The sequence below is a fragment of the Salegentibacter lacus genome, assembly GCF_020164555.1.
In the GTDB taxonomy this organism is placed as follows: Bacteria; Bacteroidota; Bacteroidia; order Flavobacteriales; family Flavobacteriaceae; genus Salegentibacter; species Salegentibacter lacus.
On the sequence record NZ_JAIQZB010000008.1, the window covers coordinates 46,486 to 69,595 of the forward strand.

Annotated in this window: 22 protein-coding genes and 2 tRNA genes; 10 read left to right on the forward strand and 14 right to left on the reverse strand. The window is 37.5% G+C overall.

Annotated features, from left to right (window positions below; all coding sequences use genetic code 11):
- Positions 1-17: 17 nt before the first annotated feature.
- Positions 18-1,292 (reverse strand): kynureninase, encoded by a 1,275-nt coding sequence (gene kynU / locus LB465_RS07935; protein ID WP_224469011.1) that lies wholly within the window; start codon positions 1,290-1,292, stop codon positions 18-20.
- Between the two features lie 168 nt (positions 1,293-1,460).
- Here kynU and LB465_RS07940 point away from each other — a divergent pair, with 168 nt between their 5' ends.
- Complete coding sequence (locus LB465_RS07940) at positions 1,461-2,102, forward strand: O-methyltransferase (RefSeq protein ID WP_224469013.1); 642 nt, start codon at positions 1,461-1,463, stop codon at positions 2,100-2,102.
- On the opposite strand, the gene LB465_RS07945 is transcribed toward LB465_RS07940, so the two are convergent.
- The 8 genes from LB465_RS07945 to LB465_RS07980 form a co-directional block, all read right to left on the reverse strand.
- Positions 2,095-2,652, reverse strand: a complete 558-nt coding sequence (locus tag LB465_RS07945; protein ID WP_224469016.1) for a phosphatase PAP2 family protein — start codon at positions 2,650-2,652, stop codon at positions 2,095-2,097. The genes LB465_RS07940 and LB465_RS07945 overlap by 8 nt on opposite strands.
- Before the next feature lie 8 nt (positions 2,653-2,660).
- Positions 2,661-2,942, reverse strand: coding sequence for a Sec-independent protein translocase subunit TatA/TatB (locus LB465_RS07950; RefSeq protein ID WP_075326198.1), 282 nt, complete (start codon positions 2,940-2,942; stop codon positions 2,661-2,663).
- A gap of 70 nt (positions 2,943-3,012) precedes the next feature.
- On the reverse strand, positions 3,013-5,322 hold the full coding sequence (locus tag LB465_RS07955) for a M1 family metallopeptidase (protein WP_224469018.1): 2,310 nt from the start codon (positions 5,320-5,322) through the stop codon (positions 3,013-3,015).
- A 55-nt stretch (positions 5,323-5,377) separates the two neighbouring features.
- The gene (locus LB465_RS07960) at positions 5,378-5,881 is read right to left on the reverse strand and encodes a DUF6702 family protein (protein ID WP_224469020.1); all 504 of its coding nucleotides are present in this window, start codon (positions 5,879-5,881) and stop codon (positions 5,378-5,380) included.
- Positions 5,882-5,908: 27 nt separating this feature from the next.
- On the reverse strand, positions 5,909-6,709 hold the full coding sequence (locus LB465_RS07965) for a carboxypeptidase-like regulatory domain-containing protein (RefSeq protein WP_224469023.1): 801 nt from the start codon (positions 6,707-6,709) through the stop codon (positions 5,909-5,911).
- Entirely contained in the window at positions 6,690-7,367 is a 678-nt protein-coding gene (locus LB465_RS07970) for a carboxypeptidase-like regulatory domain-containing protein (RefSeq protein ID WP_224469026.1), read from the reverse strand. Before LB465_RS07970 ends, LB465_RS07965 begins: the two co-directional genes overlap by 20 nt.
- A gap of 69 nt (positions 7,368-7,436) precedes the next feature.
- Positions 7,437-8,219: a peptidase associated/transthyretin-like domain-containing protein gene (locus tag LB465_RS07975; protein ID WP_224469029.1), complete on the reverse strand. Its 783-nt coding sequence runs from the start codon at positions 8,217-8,219 to the stop codon at positions 7,437-7,439.
- A gap of 36 nt (positions 8,220-8,255) precedes the next feature.
- Positions 8,256-9,053, reverse strand: a complete 798-nt coding sequence (locus tag LB465_RS07980) for a peptidase associated/transthyretin-like domain-containing protein (protein ID WP_224469031.1) — start codon at positions 9,051-9,053, stop codon at positions 8,256-8,258.
- Positions 9,054-9,193: 140 nt separating this feature from the next.
- Between LB465_RS07980 and pepE the strand changes: the two genes are divergently transcribed.
- Complete coding sequence (gene pepE / locus LB465_RS07985; protein ID WP_224469033.1) at positions 9,194-9,901, forward strand: dipeptidase PepE; 708 nt, start codon at positions 9,194-9,196, stop codon at positions 9,899-9,901.
- Between the two features lies 1 nt (position 9,902).
- Positions 9,903-10,817, forward strand: coding sequence for a glutaminase (locus LB465_RS07990; RefSeq protein WP_224469035.1), 915 nt, complete (start codon positions 9,903-9,905; stop codon positions 10,815-10,817).
- A 79-nt stretch (positions 10,818-10,896) separates the two neighbouring features.
- Here LB465_RS07990 and rpsT read toward each other — a convergent pair whose 3' ends face one another.
- The 4 genes from rpsT to proS form a co-directional block, all read right to left on the reverse strand.
- The gene (gene rpsT, locus LB465_RS07995) at positions 10,897-11,145 is read right to left on the reverse strand and encodes a 30S ribosomal protein S20 (protein WP_224469037.1); all 249 of its coding nucleotides are present in this window, start codon (positions 11,143-11,145) and stop codon (positions 10,897-10,899) included.
- 30 nt (positions 11,146-11,175) lie between these two features.
- Positions 11,176-11,247: transfer RNA gene (locus LB465_RS08000), tRNA-Glu, on the reverse strand.
- A gap of 66 nt (positions 11,248-11,313) precedes the next feature.
- Positions 11,314-11,385, reverse strand: a tRNA-Glu gene (locus LB465_RS08005).
- A gap of 78 nt (positions 11,386-11,463) precedes the next feature.
- On the reverse strand, positions 11,464-12,942 hold the full coding sequence (gene proS, locus LB465_RS08010; RefSeq protein WP_224469039.1) for a proline--tRNA ligase: 1,479 nt from the start codon (positions 12,940-12,942) through the stop codon (positions 11,464-11,466).
- A gap of 110 nt (positions 12,943-13,052) precedes the next feature.
- Between proS and LB465_RS08015 the strand changes: the two genes are divergently transcribed.
- The 7 genes from LB465_RS08015 (at position 13,053) to LB465_RS08045 (ending at position 22,369) form a co-directional block, all read left to right on the forward strand.
- Positions 13,053-14,201, forward strand: a complete 1,149-nt coding sequence (locus LB465_RS08015) for a hypothetical protein (RefSeq protein ID WP_224469042.1) — start codon at positions 13,053-13,055, stop codon at positions 14,199-14,201.
- A gap of 144 nt (positions 14,202-14,345) precedes the next feature.
- A complete protein-coding gene (locus LB465_RS08020) occupies positions 14,346-15,851 on the forward strand; it encodes an OmpP1/FadL family transporter (RefSeq protein WP_224469044.1) in 1,506 nt (501 codons plus the stop codon).
- 176 nt (positions 15,852-16,027) lie between these two features.
- Complete coding sequence (locus LB465_RS08025; protein WP_224469047.1) at positions 16,028-16,804, forward strand: hypothetical protein; 777 nt, start codon at positions 16,028-16,030, stop codon at positions 16,802-16,804.
- A 586-nt stretch (positions 16,805-17,390) separates the two neighbouring features.
- A complete protein-coding gene (locus tag LB465_RS08030) occupies positions 17,391-17,963 on the forward strand; it encodes a cob(I)yrinic acid a,c-diamide adenosyltransferase (RefSeq protein ID WP_224469049.1) in 573 nt (190 codons plus the stop codon).
- Positions 17,964-18,111: 148 nt separating this feature from the next.
- A complete protein-coding gene (locus LB465_RS08035; RefSeq protein WP_008272287.1) occupies positions 18,112-18,333 on the forward strand; it encodes a DUF2795 domain-containing protein in 222 nt (73 codons plus the stop codon).
- 88 nt (positions 18,334-18,421) lie between these two features.
- Positions 18,422-21,781 (forward strand): preprotein translocase subunit SecA, encoded by a 3,360-nt coding sequence (gene secA, locus LB465_RS08040; protein WP_224469051.1) that lies wholly within the window; start codon positions 18,422-18,424, stop codon positions 21,779-21,781.
- A 111-nt stretch (positions 21,782-21,892) separates the two neighbouring features.
- Complete coding sequence (locus LB465_RS08045; protein ID WP_224469053.1) at positions 21,893-22,369, forward strand: DUF4199 domain-containing protein; 477 nt, start codon at positions 21,893-21,895, stop codon at positions 22,367-22,369.
- On the opposite strand, the gene LB465_RS08050 is transcribed toward LB465_RS08045, so the two are convergent.
- On the reverse strand, positions 22,370-23,071 hold the full coding sequence (locus LB465_RS08050; protein WP_224469055.1) for a peptidoglycan DD-metalloendopeptidase family protein: 702 nt from the start codon (positions 23,069-23,071) through the stop codon (positions 22,370-22,372).
- Positions 23,072-23,110 lie beyond the last annotated feature (39 nt).

The window sequence follows — 23,110 nt, forward strand, 5'->3', positions numbered from 1 at the left end:
TTTCTCTTCTCTATTTGCTATTCAAGGATTCCTTTCTTAAGAATTTGTCCAAACTGATACATATCTTCAAAAGAACAATAAAAAGGCGCCGGGGCCAGTCGAATTACATTCGGCTCGCGCCAATCAGTTATCACACCATTTTTCATTAAATAATTAAACAATTCCCTGCCTTCCCCGTGTAAAAACACTGAAAGCTGCGTACCACGTTCTTCCTGATTCGCAGGAGTAATAATTTCAAAACTGCTATCCACTTCCTTATCAATTTCGTGTAAAACAAATTCAAGGTATGCAACGATCTTGTTTCGCTTTTCTATTAAAGCCGGCATTCCCACTTCATCAAACATTTCCAGGGAAGCCAAATAAGGCGCCAAAGCCAAAACCGGTGCATTGGAAATTTGCCAGGCATCGGCACCGTTTTCGGGTTGAAATTCGGGCTCCATTAAAAAGCGGCGTTCTTTATTGTGACCCCACCAGCCTTCAAAACGAGGAATATCTTTTTTGTTATGATATTTTTCATTGATAAAGCATCCGGAAGCATTTCCCGGGCCGCTATTCATATATTTATAACTGCACCAGGCAGCAAAATCTACCTTCCACTCGCTAAGTTTAAGCTCAATATTTCCAGCGGCGTGGGCAAGATCCCAACCTACAAACGCACCAATATCTTGTCCTGCTTTGGTAATTGTTTCCATCTCCAGCACCTGGCCGGTGTAATAATTCACACCACCAATTAAAACCAAGGCGCACTCCTCTCCTACTTCATTGATTTTCGCTAAAATATCTTCGGTTCTAAAATTATTTTCTCCTTGCCGCCTTTTAATTTCAACAATTGTATCTTTTGGATCATAGCCGTGAAAACGAACCTGGCTCGAGATCATATACTGGTCACTTGGAAAGGCTTTTTCCTCGCAAATAATCTTATAGCGCTTACCCTTTGGTCTGTAGAAGGAAACCATCAGCAAATGCAGGTTTACCGTGAGGGTATTCATTACTGTAACTTCGCTAGATTTAGCACCTACAACTTTTGCCAGTTTTTCTGAAAATCGTTCGTGATAATCCCACCAGGGTTTTTCGGCATAAAAATGACCTTCTACGGCAAGGTTTGCCCAATCGGTCATAATTTCATCTACATATTTTTTTGCCGATTTTGGCTGCAGGCCTAAGGAATTTCCAGTGAAATAAATCACTTTTTTCCCTTCGTGCTGCGGAAAAATAAATTGATCGCGGTATGATGATATTTTATCCTGAGAATCTAGTTCCCGGGCATATTCAAGCGTGTTTTTAAATTGCATGTGTGGTTCAATTTTTTAAATCAATGAAGCAATTCTATGCTAACTTCGAGAGTAAAAATACAATTTATTGACAGACTTGCGCTCCTGAAAAACCATATCCTATTTGTAGCTGAAAGCAGCTATATCAGAACAATTAATTTCTCTAAATTTGACAAAAAATAAAATCCAATGCATTTTCTTCCTGAAGCGATAGACCAGTATATTTTAGAACATTCAGCTAAAGAACCCGAACTTTTGGCAAAGCTCAACCGGGAAACCAATCAGAAGGTATTGCAACCACGAATGTTAAGCGGAAATTATCAGGGAAGAGTTCTAAGCATTATTTCAAAAATAGTCGCTCCAAAAAGCATTTTAGAAATTGGAACTTATACCGGTTATTCGGCCTTATGCCTGGCAGAAGGTTTGGCCAAAGGTGGTATGCTGCATACCATAGATATTAATGAGGAATTACAAGATTTTCAGCAGAAATATTTCCAGGCTTCAGATTTTGAAAATCGGATTAAACAATATATTGGCGATGCACGAGAGATAATTCCTGAAATAAATGCGAAATTCGATTTGGTTTTTATTGATGCTGATAAACCTAATTACCCCACATATTTCAATTTAATTATTGAGAAAATGAATCCCGGCGGAGTAATATTATCAGACAATGTTTTATGGAGCGGAAAGGTGGTAGAGCCGGTTAAACCCGATGACGAATCTACGCAAGCCCTTTTAAAATATAACAAAATGCTGGCAGAAGATGAACGTGTGGAAACCGTGATTTTACCTGTTCGAGATGGATTAACTTTAACGCGGGTTAAATAAAGCGTTTTCCGGAACGTTGATACACTAAGAAGAAAATAATGGCGAAAATAATCCCAACAGCAGCACCAACCAATACATCACCGGGATAATGAACTCCAACGTAAATTCGGCTTAGCATAAATAAGAGAGGCCAAATAAGCACTACCCAAATCCACGGGTACTTATGCTTCATCGATAGGATAAAAAACAAGGCAGCAGCAGCAGAAACCGCTGAATGACCCGAGAAAAAACTGTAATTGTCCGGGGTTTGTAGAATTCTAATCACATCGGCTATTTCAGGTTGGTTATTGGGCCTGAGCCGTAAAAAAAAGTTCTTCACTACATTGGTAAAACCATAAGTAGAAAGGGCCGTAGCAAGTATAAATAAACTGGTAAAAAGAGCTTTTTTCCAGTGAAAAGCTATAAAATAAAGAATAAAAAAAGTCACGTAAAGCGGAATCCAATTTTGGATAGTAGTTACGGTAATCCAAAAATTATCGTAGGTTTCAATTCCCAGTCCGTTAAGATATACAAACAGCTCGCGATCCCATTGTTTTAGCTGTTCTAACATAAAACTGATTAAAATCTACGTTTTACCGAACCGGTGATTTCATCAATATCTTCCTTCACTTTATCAATTTCACCTCTTACATCTTTAGAAATATCAGTATCTATACCTTGTTTTTCAGCACTTTTCTGAATTTCGGTCTTGATATCGTTGGATGCGTTACGAAGCATTTTCATTCCTTTTCCCATTCCGCGGGCAATGTCAGGAATTTTATCGGCACCAAAAACCATTACCAAAATAAACAGGATAAAGGCAATCTCGGCACCACTAATAAAAAGAGGTATGATGTTCATAGCAAAACAAATATAGCCACAAATTTAAGCATAAAAAAAGCCGACTCGTTAAAAGTCGGCTTAATTTATTTTAGTTTCCCAGACTCTCTTTGAATTCTTCAAATTTACTGGTTGTTTCCTCTTTTGGCCAGGTATTGTTGCTTACATCAACATCTGCTGTTTCAAGGTTTGGATCTACCACCATTTTCACGATTTCCTTATTGGTTGCAATAGTTTTTGTCGCTACCTCATCGTTCATTCTCCAAAGTTGTACCGGATATCTTTTCATTTCTGTAGAACCATCGGCATAAGTGAATTCAACGATTAAAGGCATTGGGATTCCTCCTGGTTTTTCAAAGGTTACCTGATAGAAATATTTAGGATCCTTTAATTTTGCTCTTTCTTCTTCAGAAAAATTATCCATTACGTACTCTTTTAGAGTAGGCGAATTTTCTAAAACAGATTTACCTTTCAGGCTTTCATCAAACTCTTCACTACCTTCTTCTACTACGTAAATTGCATCAATTTCCTCCGGATCTGCACCATAACGCTCTAAAAATTCTTTTCCTTTCTCTGTTACATTATCAGTAATATAAAGTTTTTGAACTTCTTTAATTCCCATATCTACATTGTGCGTAGTATAGAACCATCCTCTCCAAAACCAGTCTAAATCTACTGCTGAAGCATCTTCCATGGTTCTAAAAAAATCCTCAGGAGTTGGATGTTTAAACATCCAGCGGTGAGCAAATGTTTTGTAGGCGTAATCAAAAAGCTCGTGTCCCATTACAGTCTCACGAAGAATATTTAAGGCAGTAGCCGGTTTCCCGTAGGCATTATTTCCTAACTGGTAAACATTCTCCGGGTTAGACATAATTGGTGCGATATACTTTTGATTTCCTTTCATATAAGGAACAATTTTCGCTGGAATCCCTCTTCGAGAAGGATACTGCTCTAACGGACCAATAGCTTCTGGATATTTTTCACCAAACTTCTGCTCGGCTAGATACTGGCTAAAAGTATTTAAACCTTCGTCCATCCAACCCCACTGGCGTTCATCACTGTTTACGATCATTGGGAAAAAGTTATGCCCAATTTCGTGAATAATTACACTTATCATCCCGAATTTAACCCTATCGGAATATGTCCCATCCTCATCGGGACGGCCATAATTCCAGCAAATCATTGGGTATTCCATCCCTTGATTTCTTGCGTGAACGGAAACCGCTTTATGGTATGGATACTGAAAAGTTTGATCTGAATACGATTTTAGAGTACTGGCCACGGCTTTTGTTGACCATTCTTCCCAAAGTGGATTTCCTTCTTTTGGATAAAGGGAAACCGCCATTACATCTTTACCCATAACATCTGTAGCCATCATATCAAGAATAAATTTTCTTGAAGTAGAGAATCCAAAATCCCTAACCATATCGGCTTTATATTTCCAGGTTTTGGTTTTGCTAGAAAAAGACTTTTCGGCTTCTTCGGCTTCGGCCTGAGTCCTAACTATTACAGGTTCATCGTAAGATTTTTTGGCCTGCTCATAACGACGCATCATTTCTTTGGTATAAACCTCATCACGGTTTTGAAGTTCTCCTGTAGCTTCCATAATGTGATCTGCAGGAACGGTTATATCTACTTCATAATCACCAAAAGGTAGTGCAAACTCACCACTGCCCCAAAACTGCATATTCTGCCAGCCTTCCACATCGTTGTAAACCGCCATTCTTGGAAAGAATTGTGCAATTACATAAGCATTATTCCCATCTTCCGGAAAGTGCTCATAACCACTTCTTGCCCTATCGGTAATATGGTTGTTAATATTATACCACCATTTCATTTCAAACTCAAAAGATTCACCGGGCTCCAAAGCCTCTTCTAAATCTATTCTTAACATCGTTTGATTTATGGTATAATTTAATTTATCTCCATCGTGGGTTAATCCAACAATATTAAAACCACCATCAAAAGAATCTTCCATATGCTGATCTACAAAACGCTGAGGAGTGGCCACAGGGCTCATTCCACTAGGATTTCGCTCTAAAGCCGGCGCATCCTTTTTTCTAACATTCTGGTCTAATTGCACCCACAAATATTCTAATTTATCGGGAGAATTATTATAGTATGTGACCTCGGCCTCACCATCTAAACGGGTATTCTTATCGTCTAAAACGATATCCATTTTATAGTCGGCCTGGTTTTGATAATAGGCTTCCCCGGGAGATCCGGCACCGGTTCGGTATTGGTTTGGAGTTGCGAAGGTTTTATAAAGTTGTTTAAACTTATTATTATTTTCGTGACCTTCCTGTTTTGGTTGCTGTTCTTCGGCTTCCGAATCCTGGGCCTGAACACCACTTACAAAAAGCATCACCAAAGCGAAACTTAAGAGTCTTAATTTATTCATCAATTCTGTTTTAATTTAAAGATTGCTAAAAATAATTATTTTAATTAGTTTTTCCTCAAGGAAAAGTGAGTTTTTCTGTTTCCTGTTGCCGCATAAGCAATAAACTTTTGGTTTTTCCATTTACTTTTACGTGCACCACGTTTTTCTGGTCGTCAAAAAGATCGGTTAAGATTTCATTAGTAACTTCAATTTGATTGAAAGAAGCTACATTTTCAACTTCAATATAAAGTACCAACTGATCGGCATCGTATTCTTTCCCCAGATAATTTAGCTGAAGGTCTTCACCATTGGCATTTAATCTTAATTTTTGCCCAAGGTATTTTGAAATATTTTCGGCAACTGCTCCTTCTTCCGCTTCCTGTGAAAGCTGAATATCGGCATCAAAACGTTCATTTAAAACATTCTGAAAATCGTCTATAAAAACACGGGTTATAATTTGCAAACTTTGCTCCTCGTTATTGTATTCAATCTCAGTAACGCTTAGGTAAAACTCGTGAGCGCCAGACTTAAATGCCGAAAGCAAAAAAAAGCTAGCCAGGATTAAGCTTATCTTTCTCATTGATCTTTTTCTATTCTATAACAAATATTAATCCAAAGCACTTAAAGCTTTAAATTCAACGGATTTGGATTTAAAAAACTCGTACAATTCTAAAGGATTCTCCAGCAGAATTTCCAAATCGTAATTTTCAGCACAATAATACACAAAATTCATCACCTCATCCTTCGGGATTTCGAAGTCTTCAATTAAAGTATTTTCAGAAATTAAATAGATCGCTTTTTCAATAGTAAATTTAAATTCATCCTTTGCTTTTCTTTTCTTTAGCCACGCCGTCCTGCCACTAATGGCATTTATAACGGGATCTAATGGAATTGTGCCGGTTAACGCACCTAAAATAGAAAGCCTGCTACCTCCAGGACCTGTGGTAGCCGTAAATAATTGCCTTTCTACCTGTGAAGGTGGCGGTTTCCTGGCCATTGGCGCATTTAAATCGAATTTATTAAAAATTTTTATTCTTGAAATATCATTGCCTAAATTCCCGGATAGATTGTGAAGTTTTACCTCATCTAATTCGGTAAGATCTTCCTCTAGTTTAATTGTAAAATTGTTTTGCTGAAGTTTTTCACGACTTACTACAATTGTTTTCTTTCTATATTGAACCGAAGAAAAAACTAAAGAGTCTCCAATATTTACTTCTACAGAAAAACGACCTGAAAGTTCCCTTACACCACCTATTTGCCTTGTAACATTAATAATATGAACCGGCGAGTTAAGAGGTTCTTCCGTAATTATCTGGCCAGATAAAATTGTTTTCTCTTGCGAAAAAGCTGAAACAGCAATTAGCACAAAAACTAACAGAAACGAACTTTTATTCCTCGATAAACTCATTATACTTCGGGACCATTTCCTTTAGGAATTCCATTAAAACCAGAGGGTCGTTTTTATTGACCAATTCTTTAAAATTTGGCTTTAAACTACAATAGTAGAGAAAATCCATAATTTTATTCTCGGGTAAAAATAAGGTTTCAGTAAAATATTCATCGGGAACAAATTCTCTGGCCTTATAAACCAGTGTGCTTAATCTGTTATTTTCTATAGCTTTTTTGAGTTTTTTATTTTCTCCCGAAATCGCTCCGTAAATGAGCCCGACAGGATCCATAGGGCTACTCATGGCAGCCAATTTACGTTCTTCAATACTTAAAGGTTCTTTATCTGAAAGGGCAAAGCCAATAATCCTTGGGTCAAAAGTTTTAATATCATCGATATCATTTGCAAGGTTTCCACTTAATTGATGAAGTCTTACTTCATCTAACTCTGTGAGATCTTTGTGTAATTCGATTTCTAATAAACCAGAGGATAAAATTTCGGAAGTAATCAGGATTTCTTTTTTTTGAAATTGTACCGACGAAAATAATAACAAATCATTTTCACTTACCTCAACCGAAAATTCCCCACTTGCTTCGGTTACCGTTCCTTTTTCAGCTGTAATATTTATAATGTGGATTGGAGCTTCAATAGAATCGGCAAGTATTTTTCCCTTGAGCATTATACTTTCCTGGGAAAACAAATGGGTTGAAAAAATGAGCAGAAATATAAGAAAGAAGCTGCTTTTCATCTATTCCCCAATAAGTTTTAAATACGCAATGCTTTCATTTTCAAGAAAAATAGCAAGTTCAAAAGCATTTTGATCCCTAATCAAACTTTCATTTATTCCTTTTTCAAAAACATAGACAAGAAAATTATAAATATGTGAAGTTTCTATTTTAAGGTGATTAGAAAAGAAATAATCATCAAATTTACTACGTACGTTTTTAACAAAATCAATTTGACTGGCTTTCGGGCTCACCCTCTTTTTACTCCCAATGTTCCCAAAATTCTTATTTCCGGTAATTAGACTTCCTATAGATTTGAAGTTAAGTCCGTTTTTCATAGTCCTTCCGGCCTGGGTGTTATCGAAAGCCGCATTGGGCGTACCTCTTGGTGGAATGTAATTTATGGGTGGCGGGGCAACACTTATCACCGGCATATCTATTACCTTTATATCAGCAATATCTTCTCCGAGATTTCCGCTAAGATTATGAACCCTTACCTGATCGAGTTCGGTAAGGGCGGGGATTAATTCTATATTTAGTGTTTCTTCTTTAAGAATTTCAGAAGTAATCTTAATTTCTTTCCGCTGAAATTGGACCGAAGAAATGAGTAATAAATCATTTTCTGATACTTCAATATTAAAATTTCCCGCTTTATCACTTACGCTACCTTTCTCCTGGGTTAAATTGATAATGTGAATGGGCGCTTCAATACTATCGGCTTTAATTTTACCGGTGAGTTGTTGTTTTTCCTGGGCACTTACCGCAAGTGCAAAACACAGCAATAAGACTGATAAAAAGTATTTCATTGATTGATGTTGATGATTGATGATGATTATTCGGACTTATTCACGATTGTGAAAAGCTTTATATTCTTCACTCTTTTCTATTAAAAATTCAATAAGGTTTAGTTCGTTTCCATCTTCCAGTAGGTCATTATCCAGGCCGTGATCTGTGACATAATAAATAAAGTCACTTATTTTATCTTTTTCTATATTCAGATTTGCTCTAAAAAACTCATCGTCATAAAGATCCCGTAATTTTTCGTCTAATTCCTGTTTGGTAAAAGGATTGTTTTCAACTTCAGCACCAACAAGTAATTTAAAAATATTCACAAAGTTGAGTCCGTTTACCAGCCTTGTATTACCAGCGGCAAGGGCAGCATTTCTACCCGGGCCCATTAAAGAATCGGGTTGCCTTCTAACATTCATCGCTTCCAAATCAGCTGCAGAATACCTGGGAACCTCAGGGTCATTAACCTCAATTCTGGCCACATCTACCCTAATATCACCTGAAAGTTTATTATCAGATAGAAGTACCTCTGGCAATTCGGTTACGGTTTCGGTAAGAAAAACATTCATTTCCCCAGAGTTTATAACACCCTCTTCTACCACCACTCTAAATTCTTCAAATTGTATGGAAGAAAATACCACCGTATCATTGAGCCCTACGCGCAATTTAAATTCCCCGTCAGGATTAGCGATAGTACCCCTGGAAGTATTCTGATTAAAAATCGTCATTCCTTCGGGAGTATCATTTTCGGGAACAATAATATTACCGTTAACCAGAATTCGTTCTTTTTCCTGGGCAATTAAAATACTGCTGAAGAAAATTAGAGTAATATATAAAGTGTTTTTTAGCATAGTTGTAGATTTCATATAAATAAAGAAACAATTCTTACTACTTATTTATAGTAAAGCAGCTTGTAAACTTTTGTTAAAACCCCTATTTAGAGTAATTTTAGGACAATATATATTATACTCGCACTAGAAAAATTTTAAATATGAGCAAAGCTTTATTAGCCAGCACCTCAACTTTACACGACCAGGAATATCTGGAATATCTAATTCCGGAACTAAAAGTATTTTTCAGCGAAACCGAAGAAGTGATCTTTATTCCCTTTGCCCGCCCCGGCGGAATTTCTCACGATGAATACACTAAAAAAGCAGCAGAAGCTTTCAAAAAGGCCGGAATAAGTTTACGTGGAATTCATGAGTTTGAAAATATGACTGAAGCTATATCTTCAGCTAAAGGAATTTTCACCGGTGGGGGCAATACTTTTCTATTAGTTTCTGAACTCTACCGAAATAAATTAATGCAACCTCTTCGAGAAAGTATCCTAAACGGTTGTGCTTATATGGGAACCAGCGCCGGAACCAATATTGCCGGCTTAACTATGCAAACAACCAACGATATGCCCATTGTTTATCCGCCGACTTTTAAAACGCTGGGTATAGTTCCTTTTAACATAAATCCGCATTATTTAGATCCCGATACAAATTCTACCCATAAAGGAGAAACGAGAGAAACGCGTATTAAAGAATTCCATACCATAAATACCCAACCGGTTGTTGGACTTCGGGAAGGTAGCTGGTTATTGGTTTCAGATAATAAAATTGAGTTAAAAGGGACCTTGAGCGCTCGTATTTTTAAAACAGAAAAATTACCTTTCGAAATAGAAACCAATTCAGACCTAAGCGAATTAAATTAATATGGATTACCAAAAAATATTAAACACTATTAACGACGAATTGAGTTACCGGGACGTAACAGGCAAAGTTGCTTCTTATATTCCGGAACTTGCCAAAGTAGATCCCCGTAAATTTGGAATGCATGTTTATTGTGGAGACCGCCAACATTTTAGTTTTGGCGATAGCGAAGAACTCTTTTCTATTCAGAGTATATCTAAGGTTTTTAGCCTTTCTATGGCTATGCGTATTATGGGCGAAGATCTTTGGGACCGGGTAGACGTAGAACCATCGGGAGATCCATTTAATTCTTTAAGTCAGTTAGAATATGAAAGCGGTGTACCTCGAAATCCTTTTATTAACGCGGGTGCTTTAGTAATTTCAGATATTTTGGTAGACCAATTAGAAGACCCAAAACAAGAATTATTAGATTTTGTTAGAAAAATCACAGAAGACAATAGTATTAATTTTGATCCCAAAATCGCGGCTTCAGAAAGATCTACTGGTTACAGAAATGTTGCCCTGGTAAATTATATGAAAGCGCTTGGGAATATTAAATGTGAAGTAGAACCTATTGTAGACTTTTACTTTCACCTTTGTTCCCTGGCTATGTCCTGTAAGCAGTTATCGCAAGCTTTTATGATTTTCGCCAATAAGGGTAAGATATTAAGTACAGATGAAGAAATTTTAACCCCTACTACGGTAAAAAGGATTAATTCTTTAATGCAAACCTGTGGTTTCTATGATGAAGCAGGAGAATTTAGTTTTGAAGTAGGATTACCGGGGAAGAGTGGTGTTGGCGGTGGAATAGTTGCCATTCATCCAGATCAATATTCAGTAGCGGTTTGGAGTCCTATTTTAAATGAAAAAGGAAACTCAGAGTTAGGTATGAAAGCTTTAGAACGCCTTACTACCTTAACCGGTCTTTCGGTTTTTTAAACCTAAAAACTATTAAAAATAAAAAATGCTTTCCGCAAACGCAGAAAGCATTTTTCTATAATTGAACACTGTAATATTATTAAAGCTCAGCTACGTGCTTTGTAAGTTGCGATTTTAAGTTCGCAGCTTTATTGTCGTGTATAATATTTTTCTTTGCCAATTTATCTACCATAGAGATAACAGAAGGCAAAAGAGCTTCAGCTTCTTTCTTCTCAGAATCTTTCAATTTTTTAATTGCGTTTCTGGTAGTTTTATGCTGGTAGCGATTTCTAAGACGTTTAGTCTCATTGCTACGAATCCTCTTTAATGCTGACTTGTGATTTGCCATTACAAAATTGCTTTAATTATTTTTTAAAAGTAGTCCGTAGGGGAATCGAACCCCTGTTACCAGGATGAAAACCTGGCGTCCTAACCCCTAGACGAACGGACCATTAATTTATTTCAAATTGCCTTTTCAGGACTTTAAAAACACACTACTAAAACCTGTGTTCTTTTGTAGTCCGTAGGGGAATCGAACCCCTGTTACCAGGATGAAAACCTGGCGTCCTAACCCCTAGACGAACGGACCATTTTTTTGTTTCAATGCGGATGCAAAAATACAACTATTTTTGAATGCCGCAAGAGTTGAACAAAAAAAATTTAAAATTTAATAAGCCTTCGCAAAAAGTACTCTTTGCTCTGAAGGTTTACCAGTAAGCACACAGCTTCCCGACTCCTTTTCGGAATTAAATGGTATACAGCGAATTGTGGCTTTGGTTAGCCCTTTTATTTTGTTTTCTGTCTCTGTAGTTCCATCCCAATGCGCAGAAATAAATCCACCTTTTTCTTTTAAAACTTTTTTAAATTCATCAAAAGAATCTACTTCGGTGATATGTTCGTTTCTAAATTTGTAAGCTTTGTCAAATAAAGTGTCTTGCATTTCAACCATTAGGTGCTTCACCTTCTCCACTACTTCATCCTGATTTACAAACTCTTTAGTTAGTGTATCCCTTCTTGCAAGTTCCACACTTCCTTTTTCAAGATCTTTTGGACCTATAGCCAGTCTTACCGGCACACCCTGCAATTCGTATTGCGCAAACTTCCAGCCAGGCTTTTGAGTGTCTCTGTCGTCATATTTAACCGAAATACCAGCCTCTTTAAGATCATCGGCAAGTTTATTCGCAACTTGAGAGATTGCTTCTAATTGTTCTTCTCCTTTATATATAGGTACAATCACAACTTGTGTAGGCGCTAAATTTGGAGGAAGCACTAAACCGTTATCATCACTATGCGTCATAATAAGCGCTCCCATTAACCGTGTAGAAACACCCCAGGAGGTTGCCCATACATTTTCTAATTTCCCTTCTTTAGAAGTAAATTTCACATCAAAAGCTTTTGCAAAGTTCTGACCTAAAAAGTGAGAAGTTCCTGCTTGCAGTGCTTTCCCATCCTGCATCATTGCTTCAATGCAATAAGTTTCTACAGCCCCGGCAAAGCGTTCACTTTCGGTTTTACTTCCCTTTATAACCGGCATTGCCATAAATTTCTCGGCAAATTCGGCATAAATATTATTCATTAATTCAGTTTCCTCCAAGGCTTCCTGTTTGGTGGCGTGAGCGGTATGCCCTTCCTGCCAGAGAAATTCTGAAGTTCTCAAAAACAAACGGGTTCGCATTTCCCAGCGAACCACATTGGCCCATTGGTTGATTTTAATAGGAAGATCTCTGTAAGATTGAATCCAGTTTTTGTAAGTATTCCATATAATAGCTTCAGAGGTTGGTCTCACTACAAGTTCCTCTTCCAGTTTAGCATCAGGATCTACTATTAATTTAGATTTATCGTTAGGATCTGTCTTAAGCCTGTAATGAGTAACCACGGCACATTCTTTCGCGAAACCTTCGGCATTTTTTTCTTCAGCTTCAAAGAGATGCTTAGGAACAAAAAGCGGAAAATAAGCATTTTGGTGGCCGGTTTCCTTGAACATTTTATCAAGCTGGGCCTGCATTTTTTCCCAAATGGCGAACCCGTAGGGTTTAATAACCATACAACCCCGAACTGCGGAATTTTCAGCTAAATCGGCTTTTACCACCAATTCGTTGTACCATTTTGAATAATCTTCGCTTCTTTTGGTTAACTTTTTACTCATTCTCTGAATTTGGCATAAATCTTGTATTTTATTAAACACAATCTAAATGCAGGTTTAGTTAGCGCAAAACTAACTATTTTTGTAATGTTCAACAATAAAATACTAAGCTAATGATACGCAATTACGACTTACACAAGAAAGCAATTCTATTTGTTGCTCCTATGTTCTTGCTATTGTTAGCATCTTGCGGTTCTTACCAGTATTCTGGTTATGAGGATGGGATCTATGGTGATTCTAACCAACAGCAATCAACTGCTGAAGAGCCATCCCAATATGCTAATAATAATCAGGATCAGGGAAATTCATATTATAAGAACCTTTTTTCAGAAAAATCAGAATTTTATGGCCAGATGGCCGATGAGATCGTCTTTACCGATGTAGAATCTTACTCTTCTGCTGATGGTGCTGAAGATGAAATTTATTATGAAGACCAACAAGCCTATGTGGGCGGAAGAGCTCCCTGGGGTGAAGATCCAGATCAATATACCATAAACATTTATAATACCGGTTTTCATGGTGGGTTTTACAATCCTTGGAGATGGAACAGTCTTGGTTTTGGAGGCTTCTATAATGATCTATGGTGGGATCCCTTTTACGCTCCTTGGGGCGGTGGCTTTGGCCCATGGGGAGCAGTAGGTTACGGCCCCTGGCAAGGAGGCTTTTTAGGTCCCTGGGGTGGCGGTTTTGCCTACGGCCCTAGATGGGGCTGGGGTAATCGCTTTGGCTACGGATTCGGATATGGCGGCTTCGGTGGGGGATTTTATAATCCACACTGGGCAAGAAGAGGCTTTATAAATAATCCATATTATAATAATCGCACTAATTATAGAGATGTAGCTTATAATAGTGGTAGAAGGGCTAGTTATTCAGATTATGGAACCAATTCAAGAGACAATGTTTCCCGCATAAGAAGTAATGAATCTTCTTACTCCAGAAGCATCAGAAATATTAGAAGCAATGATAATGCTACAAGAAGCAGAAGTTATTCCAGAAGTAATGCTGATAACTCTAATATTTATTCACGTTCTAACAGAAGAAGCGAACCGGCGAGAGTCAACACTTCTTCTACCAGGAGAAACTCGGCAATAAATAGCTCTAATAGAAGTTCAAGATCTAATTCTACTTATAATAGGTCTTCTAATAGATCTTCAAGAAGTAGTGGTACTGTTCGCAGTAGCTCAAGTAGTTCTAGAAGCTCTGGAACAAGAAGTTCAGGCGGAGGTCGCTCTTCCTCTTCTAGAGGAGGCGGTAGAGGATAATAAACTCCTAACTTGAATGATATAGCGTATAAAATTATTGAACCAACCTTACAGTTATCCACTGTAAGGTTTTTTCTGAAATCATTAATTATACAGCCGGTCTTAAGGCTGGAAAAAAACCGTAAAAGGAATTAAAAATAGTTTATGAAAAATATATTTATAATAATGAGCGTCCTTTTTATAGCAGGAGGCGCCCAGGCCCAGAATATTACCGATGCTTATAGATACAGTTCTGAAGAGTTGAACGGGACCGCAAGGTTCCAGTCTCTTAGCGGTGCTTTTGGTGCACTGGGAGGAGATTTATCAGCCATTACTGTAAACCCGGCTAGTTCTGCCGTCTTCCTTAATTCTTTTGGAACGATGACATTTTCCCATCGTTCTACTAATAAAAATGTAGATTATTTTGGAACAGGAACTACTAATGAAAATTCAGATTTTAATTTCAATCAGGCCGGTGGAGTACTTGTTTTTGACACTAGAAGTGATAGCCCCTGGAGAAAATTCAGTTTAGGCTTAAATTACAGTCAGACAAATAATTTTGACGATGCTTTCCTGGCTACAGGAACCAGCCAAACTTCTATAGACCAGTACTTTCTAAATTATGCTAACGGCATACCCTTAGACTTGCTACAAACCCGTGAAGACGAAAGTGTCTCTGATCTTTATTCTTACCTTGGAGAAAACGAAGGTTTTGGAGCGCAACAGGCCTTTTTAGGATATCAGGGATATGTTATAGACCAGGCAGAGGATTCGCCCGAAAACACTTCGTATAATTCGTTTATAAGCCCGGGTAATTTTAACCAGGAATACCGCTCGGTGGCCACAGGACTAAACGGAAAATTTTCTTTCAATTTTGGTACGCAGTTTAGAGATTTTCTTTATCTCGGCGCAAATCTAAATACACATTTTCTAAATTACGATCGTTCCACAAGATTCAGAGAGAATAATAATAATTCAGGTAGTGCTACTAATCAGGTGATTTTTAATAATAACCTAAGTACAACCGGAGACGGATTTTCGTTTCAATTAGGAGCCATTGCAAAAGTAAGCGAGAGGTTTAGGGTTGGAGCATCCTACCACTCTCCTACCTGGTTTAATATTATTGAAGAAGCCACCCAATATCTTGAAACCAATAACGATGCTAATGAGCGTGTTGTTGTAGACCCAAACGTATTAAATCTTTACCCTGATTATAACCTTAAAACACCAGGTAAAATCACAGGTAGCCTTGCCGTTTTATTTGGCACTAAAGGATTGATTAGTTTTGATTATTCTTATAAAGATTATTCTGCCACTGAATTCAGACCTACAGATGATCCCGAATTTGATTTTCAGAATAGTCTAATCTCAGAAGAACTTCAGGCTGCTTCTACCTTTAGGTTAGGTGGAGAATATAGAATTAATAACTGGAGTTTAAGAGGTGGTTATCGTTTTGAACAAAGTCCTTATGCCAATGAATCTACTATAGGTGATTTAACAGGCTACTCAGGAGGTATTGGTTATGATTTTGGAAGCATGAAATTAGACCTGGCATACACCAATGCAAATTATGAGGAAAATGCAAGATTATACGAAACAGGATTAACAAATACCGCAAACATTGATAGAGATCTTTCTAAAGTAATTTTATCACTAAGCTTCGGTTTATAAGAAATATATCTTACTTAAATTTCAAAAAACGCCCCTAACGGGCGTTTTTTATTGTCTAATTCTTACAAAATATCAACCAAAATAGAACTATATAACTATTTTTCAGTAACTTAGAGAACCTATTTATTAAGCCTCATCTATCATAGCTGAATTATTAACTCTTAATTACACAGCTTATGAAATCAATTTTTTACTGGATGATGCTAATTCCATTTTTAGTATTCTCCCAAAACGAACAAAATAACAGTGAGGAATACCTTATTGTTGGCACTACTATTTTTTCTGCTAAAAGCGATAAAATGAAGGAGTTTTCTGAAGGAATGAGAAACCACAACGAGCAATTTCATGCGGAAGGGCCGATGGGCGTAAGAGTTTTCAACATTATGAACGGCCAAAATGCGAACAGTTTTATGGCGGTTATGGGGCCAATGCCCTGGAGTGCTTTAGATGAAGCTATGGATAATACCGCTCACGATGAAGACTGGTCTACAAATGTGGTACCCTACATAGCCGAAGAAGAAGAAACCACTTTCTGGAAATTTCACAACAAACTCTCCCATTTCCCAACAAATTTTGAAATGAATAAACTAAAAGTGACGGTGTGGGATATTGAAAGAGGTGAATATGAAAACATGACTTCTGGCCTGGAAAAAGTAACCAAAGTTTTTAAAGAAAAAAGGCCTGAAATGCCATTTGGCATTTACACAAACGAATTCACTTCCACCCAATCAGGTCAGGATCTATCTGTAGTTCAATTTTTTGATGACTTTTCCTGGCTTGGAAAAAACCAGAAACTAAAAGAAAAATATGATGAAGTTCACGGTTCGGGAAGTTTCGATAATTTTTTAAAAGACTGGATGAAAACCACCAAAGGGGGTTCACAAGAATTATGGGTTTACAATCCTAAGTTAAGCGGACTCGGCCCACAGGTTACCACATCTACACAAGATTAAAGCATATAACTAATAAAATTATATTGCGACAATTTTAGAGCCTGCTTCAAATTTATTTTGAAAGCAGGCTTTAAATATTTTCATCACAATATTTCATCATTCTCCTTAAGCTCTCTTACCTGCATTAGATTAAATACTGTTTGAAAAAACTATTTTAATTCCTAAAAAAATTAGATTTTCTTACCTTGTAAAAAATTAATAGCCAATCATGTTTGAGTTTGACCAGGAAACCTGGATTTACTTCGCGCTCATTGCGGTCTTTCTTATATATTTTATCTGGAATTCCCGCAGAGCGAAAAAGGAGCGAAAAGCACGTAAAAATAAAAACTTCAGAAGAAGATATATTGAACGTCGAAGAGAGGAAAAATCGGAAACATAAACCTGATTCTCTACTTACCAAAACCATTCGCTTAAGTCTTCATTTTGTACCTTTGAAAAGTAGACTACCCAGAGGCAAAGCCTCAAGTGGCATTATTTGAAAATACATCTTGATTTCGAGACGGGCCTCGTAGCATTTAAATCTCGATTATCGAGTGAACTTGTAATAAACCTACAAAGTATTAAGTAGAAAAAACAAAACTTTTATATGAAGATTTATACTAAAACCGGTGATAAGGGTACTACCGCTCTTTTCGGAGGCACGAGAGTTCCCAAACATCATATTCGAATAGAGAGTTACGGGACGGTAGATGAACTTAATTCACACATTGGGCTAATTCGCGATCAGGATACGGGAGATCACACCAAGCAGATTCTAAGTAGAATTCAGGATAGACTTTTTACTATTGGTTCTACTTTGGCTACAGATCCTGAAAAACAAAAATTAAAAAGCGGAAAAGACCGGTTGAACATTCCAAAAATTTCTGAAGAAGACATTGAAATGTTGGAAAAAGAAATGGATAAGATGAATGATAATCTTCCTGAGATGACTCATTTCGTTCTTCCCGGCGGGCATCAAAGCGTGTCATTCTGTCACATAGCACGTTGCGTTTGCCGCCGTGCAGAGCGACTTGCCACCGCTTTATATGAAATCGAAGCTTTTGATGATAGGGTTTTACAATATCTCAATAGACTTTCTGACTACCTATTTGTGCTGGCACGGATGTTGTCTAAAAGATTAAAGGCCGAGGAGGTGAAATGGATTCCCGAAAAATCTTAATCGCTTCCTAAAGCTTTAGCAAGAAATATTCAGTAAAATCTATAATTTTTGCGTATGTTCTTAACGGTATTGATTAAATAATAGATTTTTTTCTTGGCTATTACCACAAAAAATTTATTTTTGCAAAAATAATAAACCTGAGCAACCCATGTATTGGACTTTAGAATTAGCATCTTATTTAAGTGATGCACCCTGGCCTGCAACTAAAGACGAATTAATTGATTACGCCATTAGAACAGGTGCTCCGCTAGAAGTAGTAGAAAACCTACAGGCAATTGAAGATGAAGGAGATTCGTATGATTCTATTGAGGAGATTTGGCCCGATTATCCTACTGACGAAGATTATCTTTGGAATGAGGATGAATATTAAATAACAACACGCAAAAAATAGAAAAAAGTCTCCAAAGTGAGGCTTTTTTTTTGCGTACATTTAAACCCCGTATTAAACAAAAACCATTATGGATTTTTTAAATTCTGTATTAAAAGTATTTGTTGGCGATAAATCAAAAAAAGACGTCAAGGAAATACAACCCATAGTCGAAAAGATCAAGGCGCTGGAAGGTGAGTTTGAAGCCCTGTCTATAGACGAACTTAGAGCAAAAACGACAAGTTTTAAAGCGAAAATCGCTGAAGCTTTAAAAGATATAAACAAGCAAATTGAAGAATTGGAAGCTGAGGCTGATGCCAGCGACGATATTACCCGAAAGGAAGATATTTATGCCGAAATTGATGCGTTAAAAGCCAAATCTTACGAAACTTCTGAAGGGGTTTTAAACGATATTCTTCCGGAAGCTTTTGCTACTGTAAAAGAAACTGCGAAACGCTTTTTCCATAACGAACAAATAAAAGTTACTGCATCAGAATTTGATCGTGAGATTTCTGGAGAGAAAGATTATGTAAATCTTGATGGAGACCACGCCATCTGGAATAACTCCTGGGATGCTGCCGGAAAACCGGTAACCTGGGATATGATTCATTACGATGTTCAGCTAATTGGTGGTGTGGCAATGCACCAGGGAAAAATTGCAGAAATGCAAACCGGTGAAGGTAAAACCCTTGTGGCTACCTTACCTATGTATCTCAACGCACTAACAGGAAACGGGGTTCACCTCGTAACAGTAAACGATTACCTGGCAAAAAGGGATAGCGCCTGGATGGCACCTATTTTTGAATTCCACGGCTTAAGTGTAGATTGTATAGATTACCACAGGCCTAATTCTGCATCAAGAAGAAAAGCCTATAATGCCGATATCACTTACGGAACCAATAACGAATTTGGTTTCGATTATTTACGCGATAATATGTCTCACGCACCAAACGATTTGGTACAGCGCCCGCATAATTTTGCGATTGTAGATGAGGTGGATTCGGTTTTAATAGATGATGCACGTACGCCGCTTATTATTTCCGGACCTATCCCAAAAGGGGATGTTCACGAATTTAATGAACTAAAACCTGCAATTTCAAATATTGTAGAATTACAAAGAAAACACCTTACTAAGGTTCTGGCGGAAGCTAAAAAGCTTATCAAAGAAGGAAACACCAAAGACGGTGCATTCTTATTGCTTAGGGTTTACCGCGGACTTCCAAAGAATAAAGCTTTAATAAAATTTTTGAGTGAAGAAGGTATAAAACAATTACTGCAGAAGACCGAAAATCATTATATGCAGGATAATAACCGCGAAATGCCAAAAGTAGACGCGGACCTTTATTTCACTATTGAAGAAAAAAGCAATCAAATAGACCTTACCGATAAAGGTATTGAGTTCCTTTCTGCTGATGGAGATTCCGATTTCTTTGTAATGCCTGAAATGGGGATGGAAATCGCCAAGATTGAAAAAGAAGGACTTCCTAAGGAAGAAGAAGCTGAGAAGAAAGAAGAATTATTTAGAGATTACAGCGTAAAAAGTGAACGTATTCACACGCTTCGCCAATTGCTTAAAGCCTATACCTTATTCGAAAAAGATGACGAATATGTGGTAATAGATAACAAGGTGAAAATCGTAGACGAGCAGACCGGTCGTATTATGGACGGGCGTCGTTATAGCGATGGTTTACACCAGGCAATTGAAGCCAAGGAAAATGTGAAAATTGAAGATGCTACACAAACTTTTGCTACCGTAACCCTTCAGAATTACTTTAGAATGTACGGCAAGTTATCTGGTATGACAGGTACTGCGGTAACTGAAGCAGGAGAATTGTGGGAAATCTACAAGCTGGATGTGGTAGAAATTCCTACCAACCGTCCCCTTGCAAGAAAAGATAAAGACGATTTGGTTTATAAAACCAAACGCGAAAAATATAACGCGGTTATAGATCACGTTACCGATCTTTCTAATGCCGGAAGACCTGTACTTATTGGTACAACTTCGGTAGAAATTTCAGAATTGCTTTCCAGAATGCTGAAATTGAGAAATGTGCCGCATAACGTACTTAACGCGAAACTGCACAAGAGAGAGGCCGATATTGTTGCTGAAGCAGGTAAATCTGGTATTGTGACTATTGCTACCAACATGGCGGGTCGTGGTACCGATATTAAATTAAGCAAAGAAGTTAAAGAAGCCGGTGGTCTGGCCATTGTAGGTACAGAGCGCCACGATTCACGTCGTGTAGACCGTCAGTTAAGAGGTCGTGCAGGCCGTCAGGGAGATCCGGGAAGTTCCCAGTTCTATGTATCGCTTGAAGACAACCTGATGCGTCTATTTGGCTCTGAAAGGATTGCAAAATTAATGGATAAAATGGGACTGGAAGAAGGTGAAGTAATTCAGCATTCTATGATCTCAAAATCCATTGAACGAGCGCAGAAAAAAGTAGAGGAAAATAACTTCGGAATTAGAAAACGTTTGCTGGAATATGATGATGTGATGAACGCCCAGCGGGAAGTGATTTACAAACGTCGTTACCACGCATTATTTGGCGACAGGCTTAAGGTTGATATCGCAAATATGATCTTTGATACTTCTGAAGCGATCACCGAAAATAATAAAATTGCCCAGGATTATAAGAATTTTGAATTTGAGCTGATAAGGTATTTCTCTATGAGTGCCCCGGTTTCAGAAGAAGAATTTGAGAAAATGGGCGTACAAAAAATTTCCGGAATTGTTTATAAAGAAGCCTATAAGCATTACCAGGAAAAGATGAAGCACAGCGCTTCCAGGGCTTTCCCGGTAATTAAGCAGGTTTATGAAGACGAAAGCAACAATTTTGAAAGGATTTCAGTACCATTTTCAGATGGACAAAAAACGCTTCAGGTAGTTACCAATCTTGAAAAAGCTTATGAGAGCGAAGGTGTTCAGTTAGTTAAAGATTTCGAGAAAAATATAAGTCTCGCCATAATTGACGATGCCTGGAAAACCCACCTCCGCAAGATGGATGAGTTGAAGCAGAGTGTGCAGTTGGCGGTTCACGAGCAAAAAGATCCTTTATTGATCTATAAATTCGAAGCTTTTGAATTGTTTAAAGCGATGCTTGATCAGGTAAACCGTGATGTGATTTCTTTCCTTTTCAAAGGGGAAATTCCGGAAGGCAATGTTTCCAGTATTCAGGAAGCGAGACAACGTAAAAAAGAGAAAGTTGAAACCCAGAAGGAAGAAATTCCTAATATAGATGAAAGAGCTGCGCAAAGCCGTGCTGCCGGGAATACCCAACAGCAACGTCGCCCTCAGGTTACAGAAACTATCACCAGGGACCAACCAAAAATTGGCCGTAATGATAAAGTAACCATTAAAAATGTAATGAGCGGTGAAAATAAAACCCTTAAATACAAACAAGCGATCCCGCTTATTGAAAAAGGAGATTGGGTTGTGGTAAATCAATAATTTAATTTCAAATTATATAAAAGGGCTGTCTAAAACTCCTAAATACGGGAACTTTTAGTTAGCCCTTTCTTTTTTTGAGTAAATTAGCTTTCCAACTAACCGATCAAAAAAATGAAAAACTACCAGATAGAAATAAAGTGGGGAGTTATTTTCTTCGCTGCCTCTTTACTTTGGATGTATTTTGAAAAACTTATGGGTTGGCACGATGTGCTAATCGCTAAGCATCCAATCTTTACGAATTTTTTCGGTTTAATTGCAATTGCGGTTTACCTATTTGCCATTCACGATAAAAGAAAGAATTTTTTCCGCGGGAAAATGAGCTGGAAACAGGGATTTGTTTCAGGAGTAATTTTAAGCATCGTCATTGCCCTGCTTTCCCCTATCGGACAACTAATTACACACTACCTTATCTCTCCTGATTTTTTTGAAAATGCCATAGAAAGCAGTGTAGATAGGAATGCTATGAAACGTGAAGACGCCGAAGCTTATTTTAATCTAAGCTCATACATTGTACAATCTATTGCAGGTGCATTAATGTTCGGCGTAGTAACCGCTGCTATAGCCGCGCTTATTTTGAAGAAAAAATAATCAGGAATTTCTTAATTTCAGTAAATAATTGGGATCCGGGCAATTTTGCAGGTAGAAATCAAGCTCCCTTCTGGAAGTCACACCGGGAAAATCTCCAATTTTTTCCACTAGATCTTCAATAATCTGAAAATGTAAATGCGGCGCATAATCGCCGTTTTCTTCCGGTGTTCCTAATTCAGCAATTTTCTCACCTTTCTTCACAAAAGTACCGGGAATGAGATCATTTAATGACGCCTTACTTAAATGCCCGTAAAGCGAATAGAACTTCTTTTCTTCAAATTTGTGTTCCAGAATAATGGTAGGGCCGTAATCCCCAATATTAGAATTATCGTTAAAGCTATGAATTCTCCCATCTAGAACTGCTAAAACATCGGTATAGGCATCAGCCCAAAAATCGAGTCCTAAGTGAATATTTCTGTTGCTGTTTTCATCTTCTGAAGATGTAAAAAGTTCACTTCTATTATAGAGTTTTCGCACTTCAGAATAACCTCCAAAAGCTACCTTTTTCCCGAAGGCATTTAAATATTCAGCGATATAATTAGAAAAAGCCCGGGAAGATAAAATATCTACTTTCCCGAGCTCTACATTATTTTCAGATAAATCTATTACTATATAATCTTCTGCCTTTAAATTCACATCTAAAACCTTGGTAAACCCTGAGGTTAGCTGTGAAAGAAATTCAGAAAAATTTGTGGTTCCCATAAGCGATCTTTTAAACGATTGGCCGTCTAAGAATCGCTA

Bases quoted from the DNA above. Each gene is read 5' to 3' on its own strand.
- kynU (WP_224469011.1), bottom strand. From the start codon at position 1,292: ATGCAATTTAAAAACACGCTTGAATATGCCCGGGAACTAGATTCTCAG.
- LB465_RS07940 (WP_224469013.1), top strand. From the start codon at position 1,461: ATGCATTTTCTTCCTGAAGCGATAGACCAGTATATTTTAGAACATTCA.
- LB465_RS07945 (WP_224469016.1), bottom strand. From the start codon at position 2,652: ATGTTAGAACAGCTAAAACAATGGGATCGCGAGCTGTTTGTATATCTT.
- LB465_RS07950 (WP_075326198.1), bottom strand. From the start codon at position 2,942: ATGAACATCATACCTCTTTTTATTAGTGGTGCCGAGATTGCCTTTATC.
- LB465_RS07955 (WP_224469018.1), bottom strand. From the start codon at position 5,322: ATGAATAAATTAAGACTCTTAAGTTTCGCTTTGGTGATGCTTTTTGTA.
- LB465_RS07960 (WP_224469020.1), bottom strand. From the start codon at position 5,881: ATGAGAAAGATAAGCTTAATCCTGGCTAGCTTTTTTTTGCTTTCGGCA.
- LB465_RS07965 (WP_224469023.1), bottom strand. From the start codon at position 6,709: ATGAGTTTATCGAGGAATAAAAGTTCGTTTCTGTTAGTTTTTGTGCTA.
- LB465_RS07970 (WP_224469026.1), bottom strand. From the start codon at position 7,367: ATGCTCAAGGGAAAAATACTTGCCGATTCTATTGAAGCTCCAATCCAC.
- LB465_RS07975 (WP_224469029.1), bottom strand. From the start codon at position 8,219: ATGAAATACTTTTTATCAGTCTTATTGCTGTGTTTTGCACTTGCGGTA.
- LB465_RS07980 (WP_224469031.1), bottom strand. From the start codon at position 9,053: ATGCTAAAAAACACTTTATATATTACTCTAATTTTCTTCAGCAGTATT.
- pepE (WP_224469033.1), top strand. From the start codon at position 9,194: ATGAGCAAAGCTTTATTAGCCAGCACCTCAACTTTACACGACCAGGAA.
- LB465_RS07990 (WP_224469035.1), top strand. From the start codon at position 9,903: ATGGATTACCAAAAAATATTAAACACTATTAACGACGAATTGAGTTAC.
- rpsT (WP_224469037.1), bottom strand. From the start codon at position 11,145: ATGGCAAATCACAAGTCAGCATTAAAGAGGATTCGTAGCAATGAGACT.
- proS (WP_224469039.1), bottom strand. From the start codon at position 12,942: ATGAGTAAAAAGTTAACCAAAAGAAGCGAAGATTATTCAAAATGGTAC.
- LB465_RS08015 (WP_224469042.1), top strand. From the start codon at position 13,053: ATGATACGCAATTACGACTTACACAAGAAAGCAATTCTATTTGTTGCT.
- LB465_RS08020 (WP_224469044.1), top strand. From the start codon at position 14,346: ATGAAAAATATATTTATAATAATGAGCGTCCTTTTTATAGCAGGAGGC.
- LB465_RS08025 (WP_224469047.1), top strand. From the start codon at position 16,028: ATGAAATCAATTTTTTACTGGATGATGCTAATTCCATTTTTAGTATTC.
- LB465_RS08030 (WP_224469049.1), top strand. From the start codon at position 17,391: ATGAAGATTTATACTAAAACCGGTGATAAGGGTACTACCGCTCTTTTC.
- LB465_RS08035 (WP_008272287.1), top strand. From the start codon at position 18,112: ATGTATTGGACTTTAGAATTAGCATCTTATTTAAGTGATGCACCCTGG.
- secA (WP_224469051.1), top strand. From the start codon at position 18,422: ATGGATTTTTTAAATTCTGTATTAAAAGTATTTGTTGGCGATAAATCA.
- LB465_RS08045 (WP_224469053.1), top strand. From the start codon at position 21,893: ATGAAAAACTACCAGATAGAAATAAAGTGGGGAGTTATTTTCTTCGCT.
- LB465_RS08050 (WP_224469055.1), bottom strand. From the start codon at position 23,071: ATGGGAACCACAAATTTTTCTGAATTTCTTTCACAGCTAACCTCAGGG.